We start from the raw sequence: 23,978 nt of genomic DNA, 5'->3' as shown, positions 1-23,978 counted from the left end.
ACGGCACCTCACCAAAACGACATATATACCCGGCAGTACGCACGGGTCATAAAAACAGCAGCCCTGTCTCTGACTAGGTTGTGAGGAGATCGTTGTGTTGAGAACACTTTCCATTCTGCTATTGGCGACGTTTACATTGCAGGCGCAAGCCAAGGTCGACAATGCTCAGGCGGCGCGCCTGGGCCAGGACTTGACCCCTTTGGGTGGTGAGCGCGCGGCTAATGCTGCCGGCACCATCCCCGCCTGGGACGGTGGTTTGGCGCAGCCGCCCGCCAACTATCAGCCGGGTATGCACCATCCGGACCCTTACAGTGCTGAGGTGCCGTTGTATCGGGTCAACAGCCAGAACCTGGCGCAGTACCAGGCGCAGTTGCCGGCCGGCCTGAAAGCCTTGCTGGAAAATAACCCGGACTACTTCCTGCGCGTGTTCCCCAGCCATCGCAGTGCTGCCGCGCCGCAGCGCATCTATGACGCTACGCGCTTCAATGCGCTGAACGCCGAACTGATTTCCGGGGGCAATGGTGTCGCCGGTGTGGCGGCTGGTATTCCTTTCCCTCTGCCGAAAAATGGCCAGGAAGCGATCTGGAACCACATCATGCGTTACCGTGGCGATCAGGTTCATTTCGTCACTAACCAGGCGGCTGTGCTGTCCAACGGGGCGTATAACCTGCTCAAATTGGACCGCGATATTTACTTTCTGTACGGGCGTGAAGGCGTTAGTCCGAAGGATCTGGATAACACCCTGTTCTATTACAAGTACAAGGTGGTTGCGCCTGCCAAGTTGTCTGGCTCGGCACTGGTGGTCCAGGAAACCCTCGACCAGGTGTTGGCGATCCGTAAGGCGTGGCGCTTCAATCGTGGCGAGCGCCGCGTGCGCCGTTTGCCGATGCTGGCCTACGACACCCTGCAGCCCGACAGTAACGGTATGGCCACTGCCGACGTGGTCGACGCCTACAACGGTGCGCCGGATCGCTACGACTGGCAGCTGGTGGGTAAGCAGGAAATGCTGGTGCCTTACAACAGCTATGCCGTGCACCAGCAAGGCATTCCCTACGACAACATCCTGCGCCGCAGTACCGTCAACCCTGAGTTGCTGCGCTATGAGCTGCACCGTGTATGGATTGTTGATGCCTCGCTGCGTAAGGGCTTTAGCCATCCATATGCCAAGCGTCGTTTTTATCTCGACGAGGACAGCTGGCAGATCCTCGCCGTTGATCTGTATGACAAGAGCGGTGAGCTGAGCGGCGTGCAAGAAAGTCATCCGATCAGTTATTACGACGTGCCGATGTTTGCGAGCACCCTGGAAACCATCTACGACTTCAAGGGTAAGCGCTACTTCGTCGACGGTTTGGATAACAACGAGCCGATGTACGACTTCAAGGCCAAGCTGACACCGCGTGATTTCACCCCGCAGGCATTGCGCCGCGAAGGTAACTAGGGTCTGTTGCCGTTTCATCGCGAGCCGCGTTGCAGCGAGAAATGGCAACAGATCCTCAGCCGCAAAAAAAACCGCCTCCAAGTAGGCGGTTTTTTCTGCGCGGTGAGTGGGTTGGTGCTCGGGGACCTTAACTACGGTCGGCGAGGATGCCGATGATAAAGAACACCAAAATCAGCACCGGAGCCAGGGTGAAGTTGTTGAAGAAGCCCAGGCCTTTGGCCAGATACGGCGTGGCAAAGATGATCAACAGGCCGTAGCCGACGGCGCAGAGCAGCACGAAGATCAGCGTACGGAAGATGAAGTTCATGCTGCTGGTATTGCGCTGCACCCAGGCATTGATACCAGGGCCGAATAGCACCAGTAGGGTGGCCATGATTGCCAGGGAAATATCGTAGAGGTGACTGCGGCTCCAGCGCGACAGGGTAACGATCAGGTCGAGTAGCAGGTCCATCCGGTTTCCTTAGCCGTGGCGGCGTGTACGTCAGGGTAGAAAGTGTTGCAGCAGGTCATTGAGAAATAGCTGACCTTCGCGGGTTGCACTCAGGCGTGTCGGGTCGCTGTGCAGCAGGCCGCGTTGCTGAGCGTCAAGGCGTGCTTGGGCAAGTTGGCTCAGCGGTAGGCCGGTGCGCTGAGTGAACAGTTCGCTGGCGACGCCGTCTGTGAGGCGCAGCACATTCATCAAAAATTCGAAGGGCAACTCATCGGCACTGAGAACGCGCTCGCCGGCGTTGAAGCGTTTGCTGCTATCCAGGTAGTCCTTGGGTAGGCGGGTTTTCCAACTGCGGCTAATGCTGCCATCGGGATTGCTGAGCTTGGCGTGTGCGCCCGCACCGATGCCGAGAAAGTCGCCAAAGGTCCAGTAATTCAGGTTGTGCCGCGCCGCTTTGCCGGCCTGGGCGTAGGCCGAGACTTCGTACTGCGCGTAGCCTTCGGCGGCCAGCAGGGCCTGCCCGGCTTCCTGAATGTCCCAGAGAATATCGTCCTCGGGCATTACCGGCGGCTGGTTCCAGAACACTGTGTTCGGCTCCACCGTTAGTTGATACCAGGACAGGTGCGTTGGCCCTTGGGCGATGGCGGTGCGCAGGTCGCTGAGGGCGTCCTCGATGGACTGATCCGGCAAGCCGTGCATCAGGTCCAGGTTGAAGTTGTCGAAGCCGGCGGCGCGGGCCATGTCGGCCGCCCGTACGGCTTCAGCGCCGTCGTGGATGCGACCAAGGGCGATCAGCTTGGGCGGCTGGAAGCTCTGTACGCCAATCGACAGGCGATTAATGCCAAGGCTGCGGTAGTCGCGGAACTTGGCTTGCTCGAAAGTACCCGGATTGGCTTCCAGGGTGATCTCGATATCGGCGGCAAACGCCACACGCCGTTCTACGCCTTCAAGCAGGCGGCCGAGGGCTTTGGCGGAAAACAGGCTGGGCGTGCCGCCACCGAAGAAGATCGAACTCAGCGGGCGGTTATGTACCTGCGCCAGGTCGGCATCCAGGTCCGCGAGCAGGGCGTCGACGTATTGCTCTTCCGGCAGGTCCGGCCCGGCGGCGTGGGAGTTGAAGTCGCAATACGGGCACTTCTTCACGCACCAGGGGATGTGCACATAGAGCGCAAGTGGCGGCAGCTCGAAGCCGCCGCCGAACGCCGTGGTCATGCCAGGCCCAGCCGTTGTTTCAATAGGGCCATGGCGCGGGCGCGGTGGCTGATCTGGTTTTTCTCGGCGGCTGGAAGTTCAGCGCTGGAGCAGTCGCGCTCGGGCACCCAGAACAGCGGATCATAGCCAAAGCCCTCTACGCCTTGTGCGGCGTGGAGGATGCGCCCAGGCCAGAGGCCTTCGCAGATGATTGGCAGCGGGTCATCAGCGTGGTGTACCAGGGCCAGACAGCAGACGAACTGCGCACCGCGCTCGGCGTCGGGCACGTCCTTCAGCACGTCGAGCAGTTTGGCGTTGTTCGCTGCATCGCCTTGGCCGTCGGCGTAGCGTGCCGAGTAGATGCCCGGCGCGCCCCCGAGAAAGTCCACCGCCAGTCCCGAATCATCAGCCAGCGCCGGCAGGCCGGACAGCCGCGCGGCATTGCGTGCTTTGAGGATGGCATTTTCGATAAACGACAGGCCGGTTTCTTCTGGCTCGATGTTGGAAAACTCCCCCACCGAGCGCACCTGTACGCTGCTGCCGAGCATGGCTTGCAGTTCTTTGAGTTTGCCGGCGTTATGGCTGGCGAGGACAAGCTGGTTGAAGTGCATCATTCGTCTGGGAAGAATTCCTGGTTGAAATCGAAACTGTGCGCCACGCCATCGGCCGCGCTGACAGTGATAGTGAAGCGCAGCATTTCCCGCTGGGTGAAGGGGAACTGCGCCAGGTAATAGATGGCCTCGCCCTCATTGACCTGCTTGAACACCAGCGGCTGGCTGCGCCCGACTAGATCCTTGACCTCGCCGCTGACGCTGGCATTGCTGGCTTTGCCGGCCTTGAGCACGGAAATGTTCACCACCCCTTGGGTTTTGCTGCGTACCAGGCCGCTGGCGGCGGCGATATCCGGCTGCAGAAAGCCCGAGTTGAAGGCAATGTAGTGCACGTCGAGGTCGCCGTAGCTCTGCTTGCGTTCAGCAAGCGCCGGCAGGCTCAGGCACAGGGCGATAAACAGTAAGGCGATGCGGCGCATGATGCTTCTCCAGCTAGACGGCGGCTTGTATTGCGGCCGCTCAATTGGCGATTGATAGGTCTTTGGCAGCGTGTCCGCTGATCCGGTAAATACCGATCTCACCTAACAGGTTAGGCCAAATACGGCTGGCCCAGCCGTGCCGGTGGTCGCGGTCTACCGCCAAGCGATTGAGGATTTTCGCATCCTGATCGTGGCAGAGGTTTTCGAAGTCTTCGAAGGTACAGAAGTGGATGTTTGGCGTGTTGAACCAGGTGTAGGGGAGAAAGTCCGACACCGGCATGCGGCCCTTGGTGGTGAGGTACCAACGGCAACGCCAGTGGGCGAAGTTGGGGAAGGTAATGATGCAGGTCTTGCCAACGCGCAGCATTTCCGCGAGGACTTTATCCGGGTAATGCAAGGCTTGCAGCGACTGGGTCATGACCACTACGTCGAAGCTGTCGCTGGCAAAGTTACCCAGGCCTTTATCAAGGTTCTGCTCGATCACGTTGACGCCCTTGCCGACGCACTGGGCGATATTTTGCGCATCAATTTCCAGGCCGTAGCCGCTTACCTGCTTGTGCTCCGTTAGCCAGGCGAGCAATTCGCCGTTACCGCAACCGAGGTCGAGCACACGGCTGCCAGCGGGAATCCATTCTTGGATGATCTCTAGATCCGCGCGCATGGCTACACCTTAATCCGTTTCATATAGCTGTCGAATGCCTGCAGGTAGCGCGGGATCGGCATCAGGAACGCGTCGTGGCCCTGAGGGGCATCGATCTCCAAATAGCAGACGTTTTTCCGTGCGGCCATCAGGGCGTCGACTATTTCCCGTGAGCGCGCCGGCGAAAACCGCCAGTCCGTGGTGAAAGACATCACGCAGAAGTCGGCCGTGACGTGAGCCAGGGTCTTGGCTAGGTCATCGTCGAAGGCGGCCGCAGGATCGAAGTAGTCGAGCGCTTTGGTCATCAGCAGGTAAGTGTTGGCATCGAAACGCCCGGAGAACTCCTCGCCCTGGTAGCGCAAGTAGCTTTCCACCTGGAACTCGACGCTGTGGAAGTCGTAATTGAGTTTTTCGCTCTTCAGGCCACGGCCGAATTTCTCCCCCATGGCGTCATCCGACAGGTAGGTGATGTGGCCAACCATGCGTGCCAGCATCAGCCCGCGTTTGGGGATCACGCCCTGTTCCTGGAAGTGTCCGCCATGGAATTGCGGATCAGTCAGGATCGCCTGGCGCGCCACTTCGTTGAAGGCAATGTTCTGCGCTGACAGCTTGGGCGCTGAAGCAATGGCCAGGCAGTGACGCACGCGTTCGGGGTAGCTGATGGTCCATTGCATAGCCTGCATGCCGCCGAGGCTGCCGCCGATCACTGCGGCCCACTGGCGGATGCCGAGGTTGTCGGCCAGTCGCGCCTGGCTGTGTACCCAGTCTTCCACGGTCATTACCGGGAAGTCGGCGCCGAAGGGTTTGCCGGTGGCCGGGTTGAGGCTGCTGGGGCCGGTGGAACCATTGCAGCCGCCGAGGTTGTTCAGGCTGACAACGAAGAATTTGTTGGTGTCGATGGGCTTGCCGGGACCGATGCAGCTGTCCCACCAACCCGGTTTACGGTCTTCTGAGCTGTGATAACCGGCGGCATGGTGGTGGCCGGACAGCGCGTGGCAGATCAGCACGGCATTGCTCGCCGTGGCGTTGAGCTCGCCGTAGGTTTCGAAAATCAGTTGATAGTCGGCCAGGCTGCGCCCGCAGGCCAGCGCCAGAGGCTCTGCAAAATGCAGAACCTGCGGAGTGACCAGGCCAACAGAGTCTTGGGGAAAGGCAGTCGACATCGACCCTGCTCGCAATAAAAGAAGGCCGCAGTCTAGGGTCTGTTCCCATTTCGTCGCAAGCCGCGTTGCTGCGCAAAATTTCGCCATGGCCGGGCGGCGTTCCGCTAGGCGGAGGGCGCAGGTAATGGTTGTTCCCTTGCCAAGTCCTCCAACACAGCATGGCGAAATTTTTCGCGCAACCCGCAGGGCCGGGCCAGTTTTTACGCGATGCAGCGTTTCTCGACACTCATTTGGAATAACCACAAAAGCGCCGGGAGCGTTTTTGCGCGCAAGCCCCGAAGGGGTGAAGCACATGGATGTGCTGAACAAACTTCGTGTCTCGTGCCTTGCCTCGCGCTAAAACAGGCTCCGGCACGGCCGCGCACGAAACGGGAACAGACCCTAAGAGCGCCGCCCCAAGCGGCAAGCGCATGGGGCGGCTGGCGTACGGCGGTCTGGGTGATGATGGCCGCGTTGGCTATTCGCCAATACTGTGTGGACGCGCGCGCCCAGGTAGGTTGACCACTTTGCCTTGCCGTTGCACCGGAGCCGGGCGGCGCAAGACGCGCAGCATGTCGTTGGCCTGTGCCAGTTGCTGCTCCAGCTCGACGCTGTAGTGCGCCAGCTGTTGGCCGCGCTGCCGTGCTTGCTGGGTTTCCTGAGCCAGGGCCTTGAGCCGCAGCATGTGGGTTTCCAGCAGTTGTTTGTGTTCCAGGGTGTGTTGCATCAGGGGCATCAGCGCATCATTGGCCCATTGTTCGGCGTCCTGACGGATGCGTTGGTGCAGGCCGATGACTTCTTGCACCAGGGTGGCGAAGAAGCGCTTGGTCAGGCTGCGCTGTTCGGTCAGCAGGGTTTTCAGCTGCAGGCGGAACTGGTCGGCCTTGGTCTGTTGTTGCTTGAGTTCGCGCAAGTAGCGGTTGATGTTGAACTGTGGTGCATCGACGCCATGCAGCGGGTTCTCTTCGTTATGCCGGCGATAAATGGCCGCCACCATCTTGTTGGCCATCTGGGCTTCGTGCGCTAGGTTGTGCAGATCCTGCTCAACGCTGCGGAAGAAATGCAGGATTGCCTGGTTGATGCCCAGGGTTGTCCAGCTGCCGGTGAGGTTTTTACGCACTTTGTTCAGGTGTTCGTCCAAGCGCTCGCTGCGTGAGGCGTGGCGCAGCAGATCGCCTTGACGCTTGAGTAGGCGCTGGTTGGTTTTCAGGCCCAGCAGGCGTTTGTGATGCTGGCTATGGTCTTCTTTGGTTTTCGCCGTCAGTTCGAAGAGCATCTGGCCGTTGTCATGCTGATGGTTATGCAGCAAACCCTGCTGCTCGTTAACCTTCTCCAGGCGGAGGTTAAGGACGTGCTGGCTGTTCTGCAGCAGAGCCAGTACCTGGTTGACCACGCGGTCTTCGATTAGGCGTTCTTTCTGCGCGATGATGCGTTCGCAGAGCAGGTTTTCCAGATTGCTCATCTGACTGCGCGCGAGCAGTTCTGGATCTTTGCGCACCTTGGCCAGCATCGCCTGCTTGGCCGATAGCGGCAGTACGTCGGAGGCGTCGATGCCGAGCTGTTTGGCGGTGTTGGTCTGGATCTGGCGGATGGCGTTCTGCACAAAGGCTTCACCAGCCAGGTCATCCCAGAGCACGTCGATCTTGTTCAACACGGCAAACAGGCTGGTTTGGGTGTCTTCGTCGAGCTGGCGGATATGTTGCTGCCAGACCGCCATATCGCTAGCTGTTACCCCGGTATCGGCGGACAGCAGAAAGATAATTGCCTGAGCGCTGGGTAGCATCGAGAGGGTCAGTTCCGGCTCGCTGCCCAAGGCGTTCAGGCCTGGCGTGTCGAGGATGCGCAGGCCCTGGCGCAGCAATGGATGGTCAAAGTTGATCATGGCGTGTCGCCACGCCGGCACCAGGACTTCGCCGCGCTTGCTGGTGCTTTCCAGCATGTCGGGGTGGAAGCCCAGGGCAATCGCTTGTTCAACCGGCATGGGTTTGGTGCGCGCGACCTGGTTAAAGGCCAGGGCCATATTGTCCGGGTCAGTGATGTCCAGCGGGATATTCACCCAGTGCCGTGGAATGCGTTTGAACTGCGCGATGCTGGCTTCGGCAACGCGGGTCTCTATGGGTAACAGGCGGATATAAGAGTGTTCCGAGCGCGGGTCGAAGAACAGCTCGGTGGGGCACATGGTGGTGCGCCCGGCCTGGGATGGCAGCATGCGCTGGCCATAGGAGGAGAAGAACAGGCTGTTGATCAGTTCGGTTTTACCACGCGAAAACTCACCGACAAAGGCCAGGGTGATGTGGTCGGTGCGCAGCAGTTTCATGGCGCGTTCAAGCTTGCCTTCGACGGCCTCGGAGTTCAGCCGACTATTGGCCAACCAGCTGCGATAGCGCGTGATCTCGCGCATTAGCTCGCGCTTCCAAGCGACATAAGCATCAACTTGCTGACTGAGACGTTCCATGCTCATTGTCGGTTCTCCTGTTGACGCATCCATTGCGGGCGGTTGGCGCCGTGTGGCGCGAATATGAAGCATGCCGCACGCTGGGTTGGTGCGGCAGATCACCGTTGCAAATCTGTCAAATTACGCCATATCCACGAAGTTTTCGTGATTTGAGCTTCTTGGCATTATGCGGGTCGCAGCTATGGCGTCAATTGCATGCAGTTATCGGCCAGTCTTATGGTCAGTCAGGGCGACTGAACGGTCAGTTGCAGTTCAGCAGGCAGGCGTTGTGGCTGTTTGATGCGTACACGTTTCTGCCGGCTTTGTTGGCCGCTTTCCAGGCTGACCTGGCTTTTGCTGACGGCGAAGGCGCTGGCCAGAAAGGCCAGCAGGTGGGCATTGGCTTTGCCATCCACGGGCGGCGCGGTGAGGCGGATCTTCAGCCGTTCACCATGCAGCCCGGCGAACTCATCGCGGCTCGCCTTGGGTTGCAGGTGACAGTCGAGGATCAAGTCGGCGCCGTCCCAGCGGTAATGACTCATCAGGCGCTCGGCTTAGATCGCTAGGCTGAGGCCTTTGTACATGCCGGTCATAACCGCCAGGTTGCGGATCACCAGCATGTCGAGCAGGTTAAGGATCAGAAACGCGACAATTGGCGACAGGTCCAGGCCGCCCAAGCCTGGCAGAATACGGCGGATTGGCGAGAGCAGCGGCTCGCAGATCTGGTTGATCAGCATCGCGGTCGGGTTATGGCTGCCTTGGGCAACCCAGGAGAGGATCACGCTGATGATCAAGGCGAAGAAGAACACCTTGAGGAACAGTGCGGTCACGCCAATGATCGACCACACCAGTAGCTGTAATGGGTTATCCAGGCCATAGCCGAACAGCATCAAGGTCAGTGCCATCAGCACCAGTTGCACCAAAATCGCCAGTACCAGGGAGGCCAGGTCGAGCCCGGCGATACTTGGGATGATTTTGCGCAGCGGCTTTAGCAGCGGGTGGGTGGCGCGCACGATGAACTGGCTAACCGGGTTGTAGAAGTCAGCCCGCACCAGTTGCAGGATAAAGCGCAGCAATACGATCAGCAGATACAAGCTACCAATGGTCTGCAGGATATAAACAGCGGCGGTATTAAGTCCGATCATCTTCGTTCCTTATTGACCTAGTTGTTTGGCCAGCTCGGCTGAGCGGTGAGCCGCAGCGTTTAGGGCTTTCTCGACCAGCGCTTCAAAGCCATCGGCCTGGAAGCTCTTGATTGCTGCTTCAGTGGTGCCCGCGGGTGAGGTCACGCGGCGGCGCAGTTCGCTGGCGTCCGCGTCGCTTGCTACGGCCATGCGCGCTGCGCCAAGGGCGGTTTGCAGGGTTAGTTGGGCGGCGGTATCACGCGGCAGGCCGAGTTTCTCGCCAGCAGCCGTCATTGCCTCGATCAGCAGGAAGAAGTACGCCGGGCCGCTGCCTGACACGGCGGTCACGGCGTCGATCAGCTCTTCCTTGTCCAGCCACAGCGCCAGGCCTACGGCACTGAGCAACTGCTCGGCCTGCTGGCGCTGGTTTGGCGCTACCAAGGCATTGGCATACAGGCCGCTAACACCCTGACGCAGTAGCGCGGGGGTGTTGGGCATGCAGCGCACGATGGCGCGAGGGCCGAGCCAGTTTTCCAGGCTGGCGCAGCTGATGCCGGCGGCAATCGATACCACCAGTTGTTGTTCGCTGATGTGTGCCGCGAGGTCCAGACAGACGTCCTTCATGACTTGCGGCTTGACCGACAACACGATCACGTCGGCATTCTGGATTGCCTCGGCATTGCTGGCGAAGGTCTCGATGCCATGCTCGGCGCTGATTTTGCTGCGCTGTTCGTCACCACGGTCACTGGCGCGGATAGCCTGGGCGTCGACGCCTTGGGCGCGCAGGCCACCGATCAGGCTGGCAGCCATATTGCCTGCACCGATAAAGGCAATGCGGGGAGAGGTCATACGGGCTTCCTTAATAGGGCAGAAGATAAACTCAATCAGGTTTTGCTGTAATCACGTGCGCCGAACAGTGCCGTACCGATACGCACCCAGGTCGCGCCTTCGGCGATGGCTGCTTCCAGGTCATGGCTCATGCCCATGGACAAGGTGTCGAGGTTCAGGTTCAGGCCTTGCTGCAGTTCGCGCAAGCGGGCGAAGGCCGCGCGCTGCTCAACGGGGTCGTCAGTGGGCTCGGGAATTGTCATCAATCCGCGCAAGCGCAGGTTAGGCAGTTGTGTAACCGCTTGTGCCAGGGCCGTTAGTTCTTCTGGGCTGCAGCCCGATTTGCTAGCCTCGCCGCTGACGTTTACCTGCAGGCAGATATTCAGCGCGGGTAGGTTAGTCGGACGCTGTGCGGACAGGCGTTCGGCGATTTTCAATCGGTCTACCGAGTGCACCCAGCTGAAGTGCTCGGCGATGGGCTTGGTCTTGTTCGACTGGATCGGACCGATGAAGTGCCAGGTCAGTGGCAGGTCATGCAGTTCAAGTTGTTTATCCAAGGCTTCCTGCAAGTAGTTCTCGCCGAAATCCTCGGAGCCAGCAGCAAATGCCTCACGCACGGCAGCCGCCGGTTTGGTTTTGCTCACCGCGAGCAGGCCGATCGACGCACAATCTCGCTGCGAGGCTTGCGCCGCCTCACGTATGCGCACTCCGACCTTTGCAATATTCTCTGCTATCGTGGACATTACTTGCGCCCGCCGCCTGGGTTTTGCGGCATTCTACCTGCTTGTTTGTCATTAGGGAGTCCCATGGATATCACTGAATTGCTGGCCTTCAGCGCCAAGCAAGGTGCATCGGACCTGCATCTCTCCGCTGGCCTGCCCCCGATGATTCGGGTCGACGGTGATGTACGCCGGATCAATTTGCCTGCACTAGACCATAAACAGGTGCACGCGCTGATCTACGACATCATGAATGACAAGCAGCGTAAGGATTTCGAAGAGTTCCTGGAAACCGACTTTTCCTTTGAAGTGCCAGGCGTAGCGCGCTTCCGGGTTAACGCCTTCAACCAGAACCGTGGTTCTGGGGCGGTGTTCCGTACCATTCCGTCGAAAGTGCTGAGCATGGAAGACCTCGGCATGGGCGAGATCTTCCGCAAAATCTCCGATGTGCCGCGTGGCTTGGTACTGGTCACAGGGCCTACCGGTTCGGGTAAGTCGACTACTTTGGCGGCGATGCTCGACTATATAAACAGCAACAAGTATCACCACATTCTGACGGTTGAAGACCCCATTGAATTCGTGCACGAATCAAAGAAATGTCTGATCAACCAGCGGGAAGTGCACCGTGACACCCTCGGCTTCTCCGAAGCTCTGCGCTCGGCACTGCGGGAAGACCCGGACATTATTCTGGTCGGCGAGATGCGTGACCTGGAAACCATTCGCCTGGCGCTGACCGCTGCGGAAACCGGTCACTTGGTTTTCGGCACCCTGCATACCACTTCGGCGGCCAAGACCATCGACCGCGTGGTTGACGTATTCCCAGCCGAAGAGAAGTCCATGGTGCGCTCCATGCTTTCCGAATCCCTGCAATCAGTTATCTCGCAGACCCTGCTGAAGAAGATTGGCGGTGGCCGTGTCGCGGCCCACGAAATCATGATTGGCACCCCGGCCATCCGTAACCTGATCCGTGAGGACAAGGTGGCGCAGATGTATTCGGCGATTCAGACCGGCGGTTCGCTGGGCATGCAGACGCTGGACTCCTGCCTGAAAACCTTGGTCTCGAAGGGCATCGTGACCCGCGAGGCGGCCCGCGAGAAGGCCAAAACCCCGGAAAACTTCTAATTCGACAGTGTCCGGTTGGCATCTGCCGGCCGGGTTCACCCCAGCGGTAATTCACGCGCCTACCGTTGGCCTTTGCATAACCGCGTGCTGCACATGGGCGAACAATGATGGAATTCGAGAAACTGCTGCGCCTGATGGTCGAAAAGGGCGGCTCCGATCTGTTTATTACTGCTGGCGTGCCACCGTCGATGAAGGTCAACGGCAAGATCATGCCGATCACCAAGACGCCCATGTCGCCTGAGCAAACCCGTGAAACCGTGCATTCGGTGATGAACGAGCAGCAGCGTCGCGACTTTACCGAAAACCATGAGTGCAACTTTGCCATCAGTGCCCGTGGTATTGGCCGTTTCCGGGTGAGTGCTTTTTACCAGCGCAACCTCGCCGGTATGGTGCTGCGGCGGATCGAGACCAATATTCCGACCCTGGATGAGCTGAAACTGCCGGAGATTCTTAAGAAACTGGCGCTGACCAAGCGTGGTTTGGTGCTGTTTGTGGGTGCCACCGGCACCGGTAAATCGACCTCGCTGGCGGCGATGATCGGCTACCGCAACAGAAACAGCAGTGGTCATATCATCTCCATCGAAGACCCAATCGAATACATCCACCAGCACCAGAGCTGCATCGTCACGCAACGTGAAGTGGGGATCGACACCGAATCCTTTGAGGTCGCACTGAAGAACACCCTGCGTCAGGCTCCGGACGTGATTCTCATCGGTGAGGTGCGTACTCGCGAGACCATGGACCATGCCGTGGCCTTCGCCGAGACCGGCCACTTGTGCCTGGCCACCCTGCACGCCAACAACGCTAACCAAGCGCTGGACCGGATCATCAACTTCTTCCCGGCGGACCGGCAGAACCAGGTGTGGATGGACTTGTCGCTTAACCTCAAGGCTATCGTCGCTCAGCAACTGATCCCGACGCCGGACGGCAAGGGCCGTCGCGCGGTGATTGAGGTGCTGATCAATACCCCGTTGGCCGCTGACCTGATCCGTAAGGGCGATGTGCACGAGTTGAAGGCACTGATGAAACGCTCCACCGAGCAGGGTATGCAGACCTTTGACCAGGCGCTTTACGCCCTCTACAGTCAGGGCGAGATCACCTACGAAGATGCGCTGCTTTACGCCGATTCGGCCAACGACCTGCGCCTGATGATCAAACTCGGCTCGGAAACCGATGGCGATCACCTGAGCAGCATGACCCAGGGGCTGTCGCTGGAAGTCAGCGAGGACGATCCGGGTCGGCGTTTTCGCTGACCGGCACTTCCTGCGCAGCGCTGTAGCGAATGCGCTTGCCGGTTTGCCGCGCAACAGCCTCAGCTTGGCCGTTGCGCTGCGCGCCAGCGCGGGCCTGACTCATCAATTGTGGAATCAATGGGCCTTCCGGCAAATTCTTCCAGAAGCGCACAGGCAGGCTGCTTTCCAGTGCGCTGCGGTTCAGGCGCGCCGGGTTGAAGGTGCTGCCGTAGTAGGCCAGCCACAGCGCCTCTCCGTCGTCCTCGGGTGATTGCGCCAGGTGTTGCCATTCAGGTGGGCAAGGCCGCTGATAGTGCAAATGTTGGCCATCCCAATACACGCCGTCATCTGGCGTGGCAATCATCCAGGTGCTGCGACCCAGACGTTCGGCAAAGTGCGCGCTGGCGCTGTGCAAGATGTCATGAGCCGGTTCGTGCCAGGCCACTAGTTGCGGTCCTTCTGCATTTGCCAGGCGTGGATGAAAGCGCAGGAACGCATGCAGGTGATGAGCCTCGCGGCGTATCGCTTTGAGCCGTTTGTGCAACTGACTACCGTCGACATCTCCCGGCAACATGGCGGCGCGATCACCTTGGGCGACGCGCCAGAGAATGCGATAGAGCAAGCTCCAGCGGTCCGCGATACGAAAACAGGCGGCGCTCTCCAGCAGCCCAAGTAACTGCTTGGGAATGCGTGGTGTTGATCCTTTTGGCAGTGGGCTGCTGGGTGCCGGCGCATGATCGAACAGGCCGCCACTGTCGCCTTCGCCTAGCCAGTTGATCTGGTGTGGCGGCACGCCTTGCTGCAGTAACGCCCTGGCGACGCCACGCCAGCCGGCAAAGCTGCCGTCAAACGCTGCGCTGTGCATTACCACAGCGCCATTTGCGCGGGCGTTTCGCTCAATTGTTGGCGCAGCAGGAGTGATTCGCGGCTGGCCTGCAGCGGGCGGTAGTCTTGGGTGACGATAAAGGGTTTGGCTTTTTCCAGGGCACAACGCAGGCGTGTTAGGTCGTCGAAACGGATACGTTTCTGTCGGCGCAGGGCGACCAGGCGCTTAGCGCTGAGCACGCCGATGCCCGGCACGCGGGCGATCATCGCTGCTTCGGCGCGGTTGAGGTCGACCGGGAAATGCTCACGGTTATTCAACGCCCAGGCCAGTTTTGGGTCGATATCCAGAGCCAGGTTGCCAGGGCCTCTGAGCAGTTCGCCCACCTCGAAACCGTAACCGCGCAGCAGGAAGTCGGCCTGATAAAGACGGTGCTCGCGTAACAGCGGCGGTGCCTCGAATGGCACGGTGTTGGGGCTTTGCGGGATTGGGCTGAACGCCGAGTAATACACCCGGCGTAGGTGGTAGTCGCCATAGAGCGAGGCGGCGGTGTGCAAAATGGTGCTGTCATCGGTGGCGTCGGCGCCAATGATCATCTGCGTGCTCTGGCCGGCCGGGGCGAAACGTGGCGCGCGTATCTCCGCCCGTGATTCGCTCTCACCCAGATGGATTGAGTGCATGGCCTGCTTGATCGTGCGCACCTGCTTCTCGGGTGCGAGGCGGATAAGGCTGGCTTCGGTGGGCAGTTCGATATTCACACTGAGGCGGTCGGCGTAGCGTCCGGCTTCGGCGATTAGCAGCGGATCAGCGTCGGGAATGGTCTTGAGGTGGATATAGCCGCGAAACTCGTGTTCTTCGCGCAGCAGCTTGGCCACGCGGATCAGCTGCTCCATGGTGTAGTCGGCGGAGCGGATGATCCCGGAGCTGAGAAACAGCCCGCTGATGCAGTTGCGCTTGTAGAAATCGATGGTCAGGGCCACCACTTCTTCCGGGGTAAAGCGCGCCCGCGGCACATCGCTGGAGCGGCGGTTGACGCAGTACTGGCAGTCATACAGGCAGAAGTTGGTTAGCAAGATTTTCAGCAGCGCTACGCAGCGACCATCCGGTGTGAAACTGTGGCAGATACCCATGCCGCTGGTCGAGCCGATGCCGCTTTTACCCTTTGAACTGCGCGTTGGCGCGCCGCTGCTGGCGCAGGAGGCGTCGTACTTGGCGGCGTCGGCGAGCACGGTGAGTTTTTCGATCAATTGCATGCTGCTGTCTGGTTTTGCTGTTTATTTGTACAGTATTAAGTAATCTCTGGCAGGCTTCAAGCGCGCATGTGTCTGTCTGTGTCGCGATTTCCTCCAGCCGCGAACCTTGCGTAGAGTGGGGCATCAGATGCAGCACAAGTCATCAGGAGGTATGCATATGCAGAGGCAAGATACGCACAGCAAAGTTATCGGTTATCTGCTGTGGATTTTCGGTTTTCTCGGCGCGCACCGCTTCTATTACGGCAAGCCTGTAACCGGCACGATCTGGTTCTTCACCTTCGGCCTGCTGTTTATTGGCTGGATCGTCGACCTGTTCCTGATCCCTGCCATGGATCGTGAGGCCGACCTGCGCTTTACCGCAGGCGATACGGATTACAACGTGGCTTGGATTTTGCTGACCTTCTTCGGCATTTTCGGTGTGCACCGCATGTACCAGGGCAAGTGGATTACCGGGATCATCTATCTGTTTACCGGTGGTCTATTCCTAGTAGGTGTGCTGTATGACTTCTGGACACTGAATACTCAGGTATCGATCAAAAACGCCCAGCGTGGCTGATTGTCCGGGGCAATAAACTGCGTTTTGCGCGGGGCGATATTTGTACTGGGTGTGAATATGCGGTCACAACGCGACCCTATGTGTCTGAAATGTTGTTCGGTTAGACTCGGGCACGCTCGTCTATCTACTTCCGTATAGCTACTGCTTCGTTTGAGGATTTGCCCATGGCTGACTACAAAGCTCCCCTGCGCGATATGCGCTTCGTGCTCAATGAAGTGTTTGAAGTTTCCAAGCTTTGGGCGCAGTTGCCGGGCCTGGCGGAAGTGGTAGATGAAGAGACTGCCGCAGCGATTCTCGAAGAGGCTGGCAAGGTCACCGGCGGCGTGATCGCCCCGCTGAACCGTAGCGGCGATGAAGAAGGTTGTTCTTGGGCTAATGGTGCGGTGAAAACCCCGGCCGGCTTCCCGGATGCCTACAAAACCTACGCTGAAGGCGGCTGGGTCGGCGTTGGTGGTGATCCTCTATTCGGCGGCATGGGCATGCCCAAGGCGATCTCGGCCCAGGTCGAGGAGATGGTCAACTCGGCCAACCTGTCGTTCGGCCTGTACCCGATGCTGACCGCCGGTGCCTGCCTGTCGATCAACGCCCACGCCAGCGAAGAGTTGAAAGAGAAATACCTGCCAAACATGTATTCGGGTCAGTGGGCCGGTTCCATGTGCCTGACCGAGCCGCACGCCGGCACCGACCTGGGCATTATTCGCACCAAAGCCGAGCCACAGGCCGATGGCAGCTTCAAGGTATCCGGCACCAAGATATTTATCACCGGCGGTGAGCACGACCTGACTGAGAACATTATCCACCTGGTACTGGCCAAACTACCGGACGCCCCGGCGGGCCCGAAAGGTATCTCGCTGTTCCTCGTGCCGAAGTTCATGGTCAATGCCGATGGTTCGCTGGGCGAGCAGAACAACCTGTCCTGCGGCTCAATCGAGCACAAGATGGGCATTAAAGCCTCGGCCACCTGCGTGATGAACTTCGACGGTGCCACCGGTTGGATTGTTGATGCGCCGAATAAGGGCCTGGCCGCCATGTTCACCATGATGAACTACGAGCGTCTGGGGGTTGGTATCCAGGGCTTGTCGCTGGGTGAGCGCTCTTACCAAAACGCCGTGGAATACGCCCGCGACCGTATCCAGAGCCGTGCGCCGACCGGCCCAGTGGCTAAAGACAAAGCCGCTGACCCGATCATCGTGCACCCGGACGTGCGCCGCATGCTGCTGACCATGAAGGCGTTGAACGAAGGCGGGCGTGCCTTCTCCAGCTACGTCGCGATGCAACTCGATACTGCCAAGTACAGCGAAGACCCAACTACGCGCAAACGTGCCGAAGAACTGGTGGCCTTGTTGACTCCCGTGGCCAAGGCTTTCCTCACCGATATGGCGCTGGAAACCACCGTACACGGCCAGCAGATATTCGGCGGCCACGGCTTTATCCGTGAGTGGGGCCAGGAGCAGCTGATCCGCGACTGCCGGATCACCCAGATCTACGAAGGCACCAACGGTATTCAGGCGCTCGATCTGGTTGGCCGTAAAGTGGTCGGCAGCGGCGGTGCTTTCTACAAGCACTTCGCCGAAGAGATCAAAGCCTTTACTGACTCGGCCGACAGCAGCCTGGCCGAGTTCGTTAACCCGCTGAAAGAGGCCATCGCCAACCTGGAGTTGATGACCGCTGATCTGCTTGAGCGCGCTAAGACCAATCCGAACGAAGTCGGCGCTGCGTCGGTAGAATACCTACAGGTATTTGGTTACACCGCCTACGCCTATATGTGGGCACTGATGGCGCGTACTGCGCTGGCCAAGCAGGATCAGGACGAGTTCTACGTCAGCAAGCTGGGCACCGCACGCTTCTTCTTTGCCCGCCTGCTGCCGCGTATTCACTCGCTGACTGCATCGGTTAAGGCCGGTAGCGAAAGCCTGTATCTGCTGGATGCTGCGCAGTTCTAAAGCGCGTTCGCTAACAACAAACCCCGGCCTGCGTGCCGGGGTTTTTGTTTGAGGCTTGGTGTGAGCCGGGCGTGCTTATCAGTGCATCGCGACGGGTTATGTGCCTGGCGGCGACTGATGCGGATCAGTTGCTGATCTGCTGCTCGACCAGTTCTGGATTGTCGATAAAACGGTTGCGGGTGCCCTGCAGGCCGGCAATCTTGTCGTTGCGCGCCTTCTCTTCGGCGTCAGGCGGGTCCATCTGGTGCCATTTTTTGTACATCCGTACGGGCCCGACAATCGGTAAATCGTATTCGACGTGCATATAGAAGATCGCTCGGGCGATGTTGCCCTTGGCTTCATCGCGCGGCTCAACCAATTGGAAGCTGGTCTTCATGTTGCAGCCGATGTCGTCGAATTTGCTTGGCACTTGGGTATCCAGTTCGCCGAACTGGGCGTTACGCCGAACCAGTTCGACGCGGGTCAGTGTCGGATAGAGGTTGTGCAGGTCAGACGCTATATAGCCGTAACGTGGATTCATGATGGTGCACTGACGATCAGTTATGCAGCGCAGGGCGCTTTTCAGCTGCTTGTTGCTGTAGATCGGGCTGGCTTTGAGTTGGCTGCTTTCTGTGCTGAATGTTTGGCCACAGTAAAGAGTGCTGCCGCCCTGGCCGTAGAGTTGGCTCCAGAGCAGTTGCGTGGCGGCTTTGGGGTCAGACAGCTGGTTTTGCCCGCTAGCCAATGCAAGTGGGCTGATGCTGGCTGCCAGGCAGCCAATGGCCAAAAATAGTGAGCGCATAGTCCGGCCCCTATGACCACCGTTGACGGGGTCTTTTATTGTTCTAAGAGGGCTTTGAGTCTAACAAGAGCTGTGTCACAAAATAAAGCCAAGCGTTTGCTTGGTTGTCTTCGGCTTCGTACGTGCTCAATGCCTTGTCAGCAGGGCGTTTCGAGCGGTTAAGTAGGTCGCAATAGATGCCATGTAAGCCAAGGCTTACATGGCGAGAGTGTAGTTCGCCACTATGCCAGGCATCGGGCGATGGCTAATCTGCTGCTCGTGGACGTCGCGCAGGAAGCGCACTTTAGCAACAAGGATACGTGGGACAGCTGCCAGGATGGCAAGCAGATCAAGGATGTCAGCAAACAGTCTGCAAAGCCCCGCAATGGCGGGGTTTTCTTTTTTAGGGCTTGCCGTAATGGCAGCCACTCTCCTGGCACTCGCCAACGCTTTACAACTCATCTCTACCGACCACTTAGCGCGCCAGTACGCTGAATACTGCACTGGCTCGGGCTATGCGTTTTGATTCGACGAAAAAGTAGCAGTTGGCAAATGCCAGGCTTTTGCCGACCTTTTGCACGTCCGTTTCAATGCTGATCCAGTCGCCCAGTTTGGCGGTGCCGGCGTAGTCGATAGTCAGGCTGCTGGTGACCAGTGGTGTTGGCGGCTCCTGGGTGAAGGCGCTGTTGTAGCCTAAGGCGACATCGGCCAGGCTGCTGAGTACCCCACCATGTACTAGACCACGTGCATTGCAGTGTTTCTGCTCGGCGTGCAGGCCGATGATCAGGCCACCATCGCTTTGCTGGTTATAGATCGGCCCTAGCAAATCCAGAAAGGGGCTGCTGCGAAATAGCGGGGTAAAGCCTGCTGGGATCATGCTCATCAATCAACCTTCCTGTTGTTTGGGCCGACGCTGATACGTGCGTCATGACGTGGTCGTTTCAGGCCTTTGGCGCTGTGCTTGCAGTGCGGCAAACCAGTTCAGCGTTTCATCCCACAGTGTTTCTGCCGCTGGGCGGAAGTAGCCCATATGACCGATTGCGCCGATGCTGGCGGCTGAGTCGATGGTGCGTGCTTCATAGGATGCTGCGCTGTAAGCCGCCATAAAGGCATCGCGCGAGGCGGGTGGTGCCCAAAGGTCATCCAGGGCGTTGGCGGCAATGATTGGTGTGTTGACTTGGGCGAAGCGCTCGGCAAGACCGGGCATCTGTGGGTCGTCGAAGAAGTAACGCGGGTAGCGGCACCAGCGCTTCCATTGTGTGTAGACGCCCAGCGGCAGATCTTCGCCCATGCCCAGCTTGCTCCAGGCCAGGTAGCCCTTGATGCGGGTCATCAGTGGGCCTACCAGTCGCCACATGGTCAGTACACGCCATTGCTCGGCCTTGGGCATCCAGCCATGCCAACCGGCACCGGTGCCAAAGGTGTAGAAGCCTTGGACCTGATCATGATTCGGCAGCAGGCCGAAGGCATGGCCGCCAAAGGAGTGCCCGACCATATACAGCGGCCGTTGTGGGTGGCGATGCTGATCGACAGCTGCCGCCAGGTCGAGGTTCGCCCAATCCAGATAATCCATGGCAAAGCCGCGCAGGTTGGCCGGTTTGGACTGGCCAATACCGCGATAGTCGAGGGTCAGGGTGCTGTAGCCACGCTGCGCGGCGTATTCGGCAAAGCGCCGGTAAAAGCCTTGGGGTACGCCGGTCGCGCCAGCAATCACCAGTTGCGCCACTGGTTCCGGGGCGTGATACAGCGTGGCTGTCAGCGGATAACCGTCGAGGGCAGGCAGCGCGATGCTTTCACTGAGGATGGCCGGTGTGTTGAGGTTCATGGACGGACGCCTCCTGGAAATTGTTCGCGGGTCAGGTTGAACAGGGCGGTGGCGGCGCGCTTGAGTGGCTCGCTGCTACCGGCAACACGGGCTTGCAGCAGCCCGCCTTCGTAAAGGGCGACAAACAGCGCCGCGAGGTTGCCCGCTTGTTCAGTGGGGTAGCCGTAGGCATGCAGATGTCGGCCCAGAGTCTGGCGCACGGCGGTGAAACTGCGCTGTAGGGCGGCGCGAATGGCCACATCTTCCGGGCCGCTCTCCAAGGCGATAGTGGCCAGCGGGCAGCCGCGCTCGAATTGGCTGTTTTCCAGTTGCTGCAGCGCCCCTTGTAACCAGTTGTGCAGCGCCTTGAGCGGATCGGGCTGCTGAGCAAAAAGCTTGGCGAACAGGCTGTCGATGTGCAGGCCGATATAGTCGACGGCGGCCACTGCCAGCTCACTCTTACCGCCGGGGAAGTGGTGATACAGGCTGCCCTTGGGCGCGCCGGCAATTTCCAGTAGCTCAGTCAGGCCGACGCCATGCAGCCCCTTGCGTTGCAGGGCATCAGCCATGGCGTGGATTAGTTTGTCGCGAGTTGAGGTCTTTTTCATGGGGTAAATATATAGACCGGTCGGTCTATTGCCCAAGAGATTTCCCCCTTAATAGCGGGTCTGTATGACGCTATATAAATAGAGCGCTGGGGAATTTGCAGTCTCTGGCGTGCAGCCAAAGTGCGCCGGTGAGCATTTCCCGAGGCACTTTTCCGCTACCATCGATCTCTCACTCGCATGCGATAAGGATTTCCCCCATGTCTATTTCCACGCTGATTGTTGTGGCCGTTATCGCCGCCCTGATTTTCTTCGTGATTGGTATCTACAACCAACTGGTGACCTTGCGTAACCGCTTTCAGAATGCCTTTGCGCAGATCGAAGTGCAGCTCAAGCGCCGTTATGACCTGATCCCCAATCTGGTGGAAACCGCCAAGGGCTATATGGCCCATGAGCGCGAGACCCTGGAGGCGGTGATTGCCGCGCGTAACAATGCGGTAACCGGTCTCAAGGCCGCTGCGGCGCAGCCGGGCAACGCGCAGAGCATGGCGCAACTGGGCGGCGCGGAAGGGCTGTTGAGCAGTGCCATGGGGCGCTTGAATGTCACGCTTGAGGCTTACCCGGACCTCAAGGCATCGGCCAATATGCAGCAGCTCAGTGAAGAGCTGAGCAGCACTGAGAACAAGGTGGCCTTTGCTCGCCAGGCATTCAATGACGCAGTGATGGCCTACAACTCCTACAAACAGTCATTCCCACCGGTGTTGCTGGCGGCCCGCTTTGGCCACGCTCAGGATGCCAGCCTGCTTGAGTTCGCCGACAGCGCGGCGATTCAGGAAGCGCCAAAGGTGTCGTTCTGAATTAAGGGCGCACTGAGATGAATTTCTTCGAGCAACAGGATCGCGCCCGGCGTAACAGCGGGCGCTTGCTGATTCTGATGGTGTTGGCAGTGCTCAGCTTGATCACCCTGACCAGCCTGGCCTTGGGGTTGGTGTGGCAGCTGTTTGGTCAACAACACACCTCTTTGTGGCTGGCCGGTGAGGCTCCGATGGGTGTGTTGCCCAGTTGGCCGCTGGTGGGTGTCGTGGCGTTAGCCGTGATCGGCGTGGTGCTCTTGGGCAGTCTCTACAAAGGGTTACAGCTGAGCCGGGGTGGGTCGGCGGTGGCCGAGCGTCTGGGTGGTCGCTTGATCAACCTAGCCCCGCAAAGCCTGGATGAGCAGCGCCTGCTTAACGTGGTGGAGGAGATGGCCCTGGCCTCGGGCACGCCAGTGCCGCCGGTGTATGTCCTTGATGATGTGGGCATCAACGCCTTTGCCGCCGGGCTGACCCCGCAGGATGCGGTGATCGGTATTACCCGTGGGGCCATCAGCCTGCTCTCGCGTGAAGAGCTGCAAGGGGTTATCGCCCATGAGTTTAGCCATATCTTTCACGGCGACATGCGCCTCAATACGCGGCTGGTTGCGGTGCTGCACGGCATTCTGTTACTCGGCCTGATTGGCGGTTTTCTATTGCGCGGGAGCTCGCGTTCCAGCTCGCGCTCCAGTCGGGATAATTCTGCCGCCGCGATCATGGCGGCGGGTGCTGCGCTCTGGCTGCTGGGTTATGCCGGAACCTTTTTCGGTAACCTGATCAAGGCTGCCGTAAGCCGCCAGCGCGAGTTTCTCGCCGACGCCTCGGCGGTGCAGTTCACCCGTAATCCGCAGAGCATTGCCGGTGCGTTGCAGAAAATTGGTGGCAACCTCAATGGCTCGCAGCTGCGTGCTGGGCATGCTGCCGAATTCAGCCATATGTACTTTGCTGCCGGTATCAGTCAGGCGCTGGAAGGCATGTTGGCGACTCATCCGCCACTGGCTGAGCGGATTCGCCGCATCACGCCGGATTGGGATGGCAGCTATCCGCTTGTGTCGAGTATGAGCCTGTTGCCTGACGAGGCCTCGCCGGATCAGCGCAGCGTGGCCCAAGGTTGGGATCAGGCGTTGGCGTCACAAGCAGCAGGCTTCAGCGCGGCGGCGGCGACAGCGGCCATCGGCAGTATCGGTGAGCCGCAAGCGGCCCATTTGCAGCAGGCGCACAGCGTGTTGCACGGTTTAAACCCGTTGTTACGTGAGGCGGCTCATCACGGCAGTGGCGCACAAGCACTGCTCTACGGTCTGTTGCTGGCGCCGGTTGCGCCCTTTCGTGAGCAGCAACTGCAGTTGTTGCGGCCAGTGGTCAATGCCGAGGTGATGGATACCTTATTGGCGCTGACGCAGCCGCTACGTGAGTTGCCGCTGAGTCAGCGTTTGCACCTGCTGGATCTGGCTATACCCGCGCTCAAGCAATTAAGTGCCGAGCAGGTTACTGAGTTGTGCCGGCATATGGCGCAGCTGATCCGCGCGGACGCTAAGGTCGATCTGCTGGAGTGGACACTGCTGCGCATCGTTGAGCGCAATCTGGCCCCGAGTCGTCGCCTCAGCGGGCACGTCAAGCTGCTCGATGTCAGCAGTGAGGTGCAAGTGCTGTTGTCATTTCTGGCGCGGGCCGGTAGCGCCAGGCCGGAACAGGCTCAGGCGGCACTGACGCACGCGGCCAGCGAATTACCCTTTGCCCCGCAAACGCTGCTACCCGCTGCGCAGAGTGATCTGAAAGCGCTGGAGGCGGCGCTCAAACGGCTTAACCAGTTGCAACCGCTGCAGAAGCCGCGATTGCTCAAGGCCATGGCGCGCTGTATCGAACATGATGGACGCATTGAAGTCGCTGAGGCCGAGTTGCTGCGCGCTGTTGCCGACCTACTCGATTGCCCGATGCCACCTCTGCTGCATGCGTCCGTTGGGCGGTCGTGAGTTGACTCTGGCTGCTTGGTTCAGGCCTACAGGCGAGTGATGAGCTGGATAGGCGGTGTGGCAGGCAATTCAATACGGGCTGCACTGCCGCAGCTGTTGGCCGTCGATGAAGTCCGTGATTTTGGTTGTTTTGGCGTCAGTAA

At 59.3% G+C, this 23,978-nt stretch carries 25 protein-coding genes; 7 read left to right on the top strand and 18 right to left on the bottom strand.

Annotated features, from left to right (window positions below; genetic code table 11):
* The first annotated feature begins 94 nt into the window (after window positions 1-94).
* Entirely contained in the window at window positions 95-1,438 is a 1,344-nt protein-coding gene (locus VCA57_RS06795) for a DUF1329 domain-containing protein (RefSeq protein ID WP_411184210.1), read from the top strand.
* 127 nt (window positions 1,439-1,565) lie between these two features.
* Here VCA57_RS06795 and VCA57_RS06790 read toward each other — a convergent pair whose 3' ends face one another.
* The 11 genes from VCA57_RS06790 to VCA57_RS06740 all read right to left on the bottom strand — a co-directional run bounded on the left by VCA57_RS06790 (window position 1,566) and on the right by VCA57_RS06740 (window position 11,000).
* Entirely contained in the window at window positions 1,566-1,889 is a 324-nt protein-coding gene (locus VCA57_RS06790; protein ID WP_411184209.1) for a DUF3392 domain-containing protein, read from the bottom strand.
* 30 nt (window positions 1,890-1,919) lie between these two features.
* Window positions 1,920-3,080, bottom strand: coding sequence for a radical SAM family heme chaperone HemW (hemW, locus tag VCA57_RS06785; RefSeq protein WP_411184208.1), 1,161 nt, complete (start codon window positions 3,078-3,080; stop codon window positions 1,920-1,922).
* The gene (rdgB, locus tag VCA57_RS06780) at window positions 3,077-3,673 is read right to left on the bottom strand and encodes an RdgB/HAM1 family non-canonical purine NTP pyrophosphatase (RefSeq protein WP_411184207.1); all 597 of its coding nucleotides are present in this window, start codon (window positions 3,671-3,673) and stop codon (window positions 3,077-3,079) included. Before rdgB ends, hemW begins: the two co-directional genes overlap by 4 nt.
* Window positions 3,670-4,089, bottom strand: coding sequence for a DUF4426 domain-containing protein (locus VCA57_RS06775; protein WP_411184206.1), 420 nt, complete (start codon window positions 4,087-4,089; stop codon window positions 3,670-3,672). Before VCA57_RS06775 ends, rdgB begins: the two co-directional genes overlap by 4 nt.
* A gap of 40 nt (window positions 4,090-4,129) precedes the next feature.
* Window positions 4,130-4,750 carry a methionine biosynthesis protein MetW gene (gene metW / locus VCA57_RS06770; protein WP_411184205.1) on the bottom strand — a complete coding sequence of 207 codons (621 nt, stop codon included), beginning with the start codon at window positions 4,748-4,750 and terminating at the stop codon, window positions 4,130-4,132.
* A gap of 2 nt (window positions 4,751-4,752) precedes the next feature.
* Entirely contained in the window at window positions 4,753-5,892 is a 1,140-nt protein-coding gene (locus VCA57_RS06765; RefSeq protein ID WP_411184204.1) for a homoserine O-acetyltransferase, read from the bottom strand.
* Window positions 5,893-6,349: 457 nt separating this feature from the next.
* Window positions 6,350-8,332 carry a dynamin family protein gene (locus VCA57_RS06760; protein ID WP_411184203.1) on the bottom strand — a complete coding sequence of 661 codons (1,983 nt, stop codon included), beginning with the start codon at window positions 8,330-8,332 and terminating at the stop codon, window positions 6,350-6,352.
* A 218-nt stretch (window positions 8,333-8,550) separates the two neighbouring features.
* Window positions 8,551-8,847, bottom strand: coding sequence for a DUF167 domain-containing protein (locus VCA57_RS06755; RefSeq protein WP_411184202.1), 297 nt, complete (start codon window positions 8,845-8,847; stop codon window positions 8,551-8,553).
* Window positions 8,848-8,859: 12 nt separating this feature from the next.
* On the bottom strand, window positions 8,860-9,450 hold the full coding sequence (locus VCA57_RS06750; protein ID WP_411184201.1) for a YggT family protein: 591 nt from the start codon (window positions 9,448-9,450) through the stop codon (window positions 8,860-8,862).
* Between the two features lie 9 nt (window positions 9,451-9,459).
* A complete protein-coding gene (gene proC, locus VCA57_RS06745; RefSeq protein WP_411184200.1) occupies window positions 9,460-10,278 on the bottom strand; it encodes a pyrroline-5-carboxylate reductase in 819 nt (272 codons plus the stop codon).
* Between the two features lie 35 nt (window positions 10,279-10,313).
* Window positions 10,314-11,000, bottom strand: coding sequence for a YggS family pyridoxal phosphate-dependent enzyme (locus VCA57_RS06740; RefSeq protein WP_411184199.1), 687 nt, complete (start codon window positions 10,998-11,000; stop codon window positions 10,314-10,316).
* 63 nt (window positions 11,001-11,063) lie between these two features.
* Between VCA57_RS06740 and VCA57_RS06735 the strand changes: the two genes are divergently transcribed.
* Together VCA57_RS06735 and VCA57_RS06730 are read left to right on the top strand one after the other, a co-directional pair.
* Window positions 11,064-12,098, top strand: a complete 1,035-nt coding sequence (locus tag VCA57_RS06735; protein WP_411184198.1) for a type IV pilus twitching motility protein PilT — start codon at window positions 11,064-11,066, stop codon at window positions 12,096-12,098.
* A 107-nt stretch (window positions 12,099-12,205) separates the two neighbouring features.
* Window positions 12,206-13,351, top strand: a complete 1,146-nt coding sequence (locus VCA57_RS06730) for a PilT/PilU family type 4a pilus ATPase (RefSeq protein ID WP_411184197.1) — start codon at window positions 12,206-12,208, stop codon at window positions 13,349-13,351.
* Here VCA57_RS06730 and VCA57_RS06725 read toward each other — a convergent pair.
* Window positions 13,317-14,195 (bottom strand): TIGR03915 family putative DNA repair protein, encoded by an 879-nt coding sequence (locus VCA57_RS06725; RefSeq protein WP_411184196.1) that lies wholly within the window; start codon window positions 14,193-14,195, stop codon window positions 13,317-13,319. The genes VCA57_RS06730 and VCA57_RS06725 overlap by 35 nt on opposite strands.
* The gene (locus VCA57_RS06720; RefSeq protein ID WP_411184195.1) at window positions 14,195-15,406 is read right to left on the bottom strand and encodes a putative DNA modification/repair radical SAM protein; all 1,212 of its coding nucleotides are present in this window, start codon (window positions 15,404-15,406) and stop codon (window positions 14,195-14,197) included. The genes VCA57_RS06725 and VCA57_RS06720 overlap by 1 nt, the downstream gene beginning before the upstream one ends.
* Window positions 15,407-15,557: 151 nt before the next feature.
* On the opposite strand from VCA57_RS06720, the gene VCA57_RS06715 reads away from it, so the two are divergent.
* Complete coding sequence (locus tag VCA57_RS06715) at window positions 15,558-15,962, top strand: NINE protein (RefSeq protein WP_411184194.1); 405 nt, start codon at window positions 15,558-15,560, stop codon at window positions 15,960-15,962.
* Between the two features lie 164 nt (window positions 15,963-16,126).
* The gene (locus tag VCA57_RS06710; RefSeq protein WP_411184193.1) at window positions 16,127-17,905 is read left to right on the top strand and encodes an acyl-CoA dehydrogenase C-terminal domain-containing protein; all 1,779 of its coding nucleotides are present in this window, start codon (window positions 16,127-16,129) and stop codon (window positions 17,903-17,905) included.
* A gap of 124 nt (window positions 17,906-18,029) precedes the next feature.
* Here VCA57_RS06710 and VCA57_RS06705 read toward each other — a convergent pair whose 3' ends face one another.
* The 5 genes from VCA57_RS06705 to VCA57_RS06685 form a co-directional block, all read right to left on the bottom strand.
* Entirely contained in the window at window positions 18,030-18,686 is a 657-nt protein-coding gene (locus tag VCA57_RS06705; protein ID WP_411184192.1) for an endonuclease I family protein, read from the bottom strand.
* Window positions 18,687-18,881: 195 nt separating this feature from the next.
* Complete coding sequence (locus VCA57_RS06700; protein ID WP_411184191.1) at window positions 18,882-19,094, bottom strand: hypothetical protein; 213 nt, start codon at window positions 19,092-19,094, stop codon at window positions 18,882-18,884.
* Window positions 19,095-19,140: 46 nt separating this feature from the next.
* Window positions 19,141-19,548, bottom strand: coding sequence for a PaaI family thioesterase (locus VCA57_RS06695; RefSeq protein WP_411184190.1), 408 nt, complete (start codon window positions 19,546-19,548; stop codon window positions 19,141-19,143).
* Between the two features lie 42 nt (window positions 19,549-19,590).
* Entirely contained in the window at window positions 19,591-20,490 is a 900-nt protein-coding gene (locus tag VCA57_RS06690) for an alpha/beta fold hydrolase (protein ID WP_411184189.1), read from the bottom strand.
* Window positions 20,487-21,077 (bottom strand): TetR/AcrR family transcriptional regulator, encoded by a 591-nt coding sequence (locus VCA57_RS06685; protein ID WP_411184188.1) that lies wholly within the window; start codon window positions 21,075-21,077, stop codon window positions 20,487-20,489. Before VCA57_RS06685 ends, VCA57_RS06690 begins: the two co-directional genes overlap by 4 nt.
* A gap of 197 nt (window positions 21,078-21,274) precedes the next feature.
* Here VCA57_RS06685 and VCA57_RS06680 point away from each other — a divergent pair, with 197 nt between their 5' ends.
* Together VCA57_RS06680 and VCA57_RS06675 are read left to right on the top strand one after the other, a co-directional pair.
* Window positions 21,275-21,871, top strand: a complete 597-nt coding sequence (locus VCA57_RS06680) for a LemA family protein (RefSeq protein ID WP_411184187.1) — start codon at window positions 21,275-21,277, stop codon at window positions 21,869-21,871.
* Window positions 21,872-21,888: 17 nt separating this feature from the next.
* Complete coding sequence (locus VCA57_RS06675) at window positions 21,889-23,835, top strand: M48 family metalloprotease (protein WP_411184186.1); 1,947 nt, start codon at window positions 21,889-21,891, stop codon at window positions 23,833-23,835.
* Window positions 23,836-23,978 lie beyond the last annotated feature (143 nt).

This window comes from Pseudomonas sp. (genome assembly GCF_046581935.1).
Lineage (GTDB): Bacteria > Pseudomonadota > Gammaproteobacteria > Pseudomonadales > Pseudomonadaceae > Aquipseudomonas.
Note: the sequence above shows the minus strand (reverse complement) of the source record. Positions and strands in the feature narration are given on the sequence as shown.

Coding starts and splice junctions, on each gene's coding strand:
- metW (WP_411184205.1), bottom strand. CDS start 4,750: ATGCGCGCGGATCTAGAGATCATCCAAGAATGGATTCCCGCTGGCAGC.
- VCA57_RS06765 (WP_411184204.1), bottom strand. CDS start 5,892: ATGTCGACTGCCTTTCCCCAAGACTCTGTTGGCCTGGTCACTCCGCAG.
- VCA57_RS06775 (WP_411184206.1), bottom strand. CDS start 4,089: ATGCGCCGCATCGCCTTACTGTTTATCGCCCTGTGCCTGAGCCTGCCG.
- VCA57_RS06685 (WP_411184188.1), bottom strand. CDS start 21,077: ATGAAAAAGACCTCAACTCGCGACAAACTAATCCACGCCATGGCTGAT.
- VCA57_RS06760 (WP_411184203.1), bottom strand. CDS start 8,332: ATGAGCATGGAACGTCTCAGTCAGCAAGTTGATGCTTATGTCGCTTGG.
- VCA57_RS06750 (WP_411184201.1), bottom strand. CDS start 9,450: ATGATCGGACTTAATACCGCCGCTGTTTATATCCTGCAGACCATTGGT.
- VCA57_RS06705 (WP_411184192.1), bottom strand. CDS start 18,686: ATGCGCTCACTATTTTTGGCCATTGGCTGCCTGGCAGCCAGCATCAGC.
- VCA57_RS06725 (WP_411184196.1), bottom strand. CDS start 14,195: ATGCACAGCGCAGCGTTTGACGGCAGCTTTGCCGGCTGGCGTGGCGTC.
- VCA57_RS06680 (WP_411184187.1), top strand. CDS start 21,275: ATGTCTATTTCCACGCTGATTGTTGTGGCCGTTATCGCCGCCCTGATT.
- hemW (WP_411184208.1), bottom strand. CDS start 3,080: ATGACCACGGCGTTCGGCGGCGGCTTCGAGCTGCCGCCACTTGCGCTC.
- VCA57_RS06695 (WP_411184190.1), bottom strand. CDS start 19,548: ATGAGCATGATCCCAGCAGGCTTTACCCCGCTATTTCGCAGCAGCCCC.
- VCA57_RS06675 (WP_411184186.1), top strand. CDS start 21,889: ATGAATTTCTTCGAGCAACAGGATCGCGCCCGGCGTAACAGCGGGCGC.
- VCA57_RS06740 (WP_411184199.1), bottom strand. CDS start 11,000: ATGTCCACGATAGCAGAGAATATTGCAAAGGTCGGAGTGCGCATACGT.
- VCA57_RS06715 (WP_411184194.1), top strand. CDS start 15,558: ATGCATATGCAGAGGCAAGATACGCACAGCAAAGTTATCGGTTATCTG.
- VCA57_RS06755 (WP_411184202.1), bottom strand. CDS start 8,847: ATGAGTCATTACCGCTGGGACGGCGCCGACTTGATCCTCGACTGTCAC.
- VCA57_RS06735 (WP_411184198.1), top strand. CDS start 11,064: ATGGATATCACTGAATTGCTGGCCTTCAGCGCCAAGCAAGGTGCATCG.
- rdgB (WP_411184207.1), bottom strand. CDS start 3,673: ATGATGCACTTCAACCAGCTTGTCCTCGCCAGCCATAACGCCGGCAAA.
- VCA57_RS06790 (WP_411184209.1), bottom strand. CDS start 1,889: ATGGACCTGCTACTCGACCTGATCGTTACCCTGTCGCGCTGGAGCCGC.
- VCA57_RS06690 (WP_411184189.1), bottom strand. CDS start 20,490: ATGAACCTCAACACACCGGCCATCCTCAGTGAAAGCATCGCGCTGCCT.
- VCA57_RS06730 (WP_411184197.1), top strand. CDS start 12,206: ATGGAATTCGAGAAACTGCTGCGCCTGATGGTCGAAAAGGGCGGCTCC.
- VCA57_RS06710 (WP_411184193.1), top strand. CDS start 16,127: ATGGCTGACTACAAAGCTCCCCTGCGCGATATGCGCTTCGTGCTCAAT.
- proC (WP_411184200.1), bottom strand. CDS start 10,278: ATGACCTCTCCCCGCATTGCCTTTATCGGTGCAGGCAATATGGCTGCC.
- VCA57_RS06720 (WP_411184195.1), bottom strand. CDS start 15,406: ATGCAATTGATCGAAAAACTCACCGTGCTCGCCGACGCCGCCAAGTAC.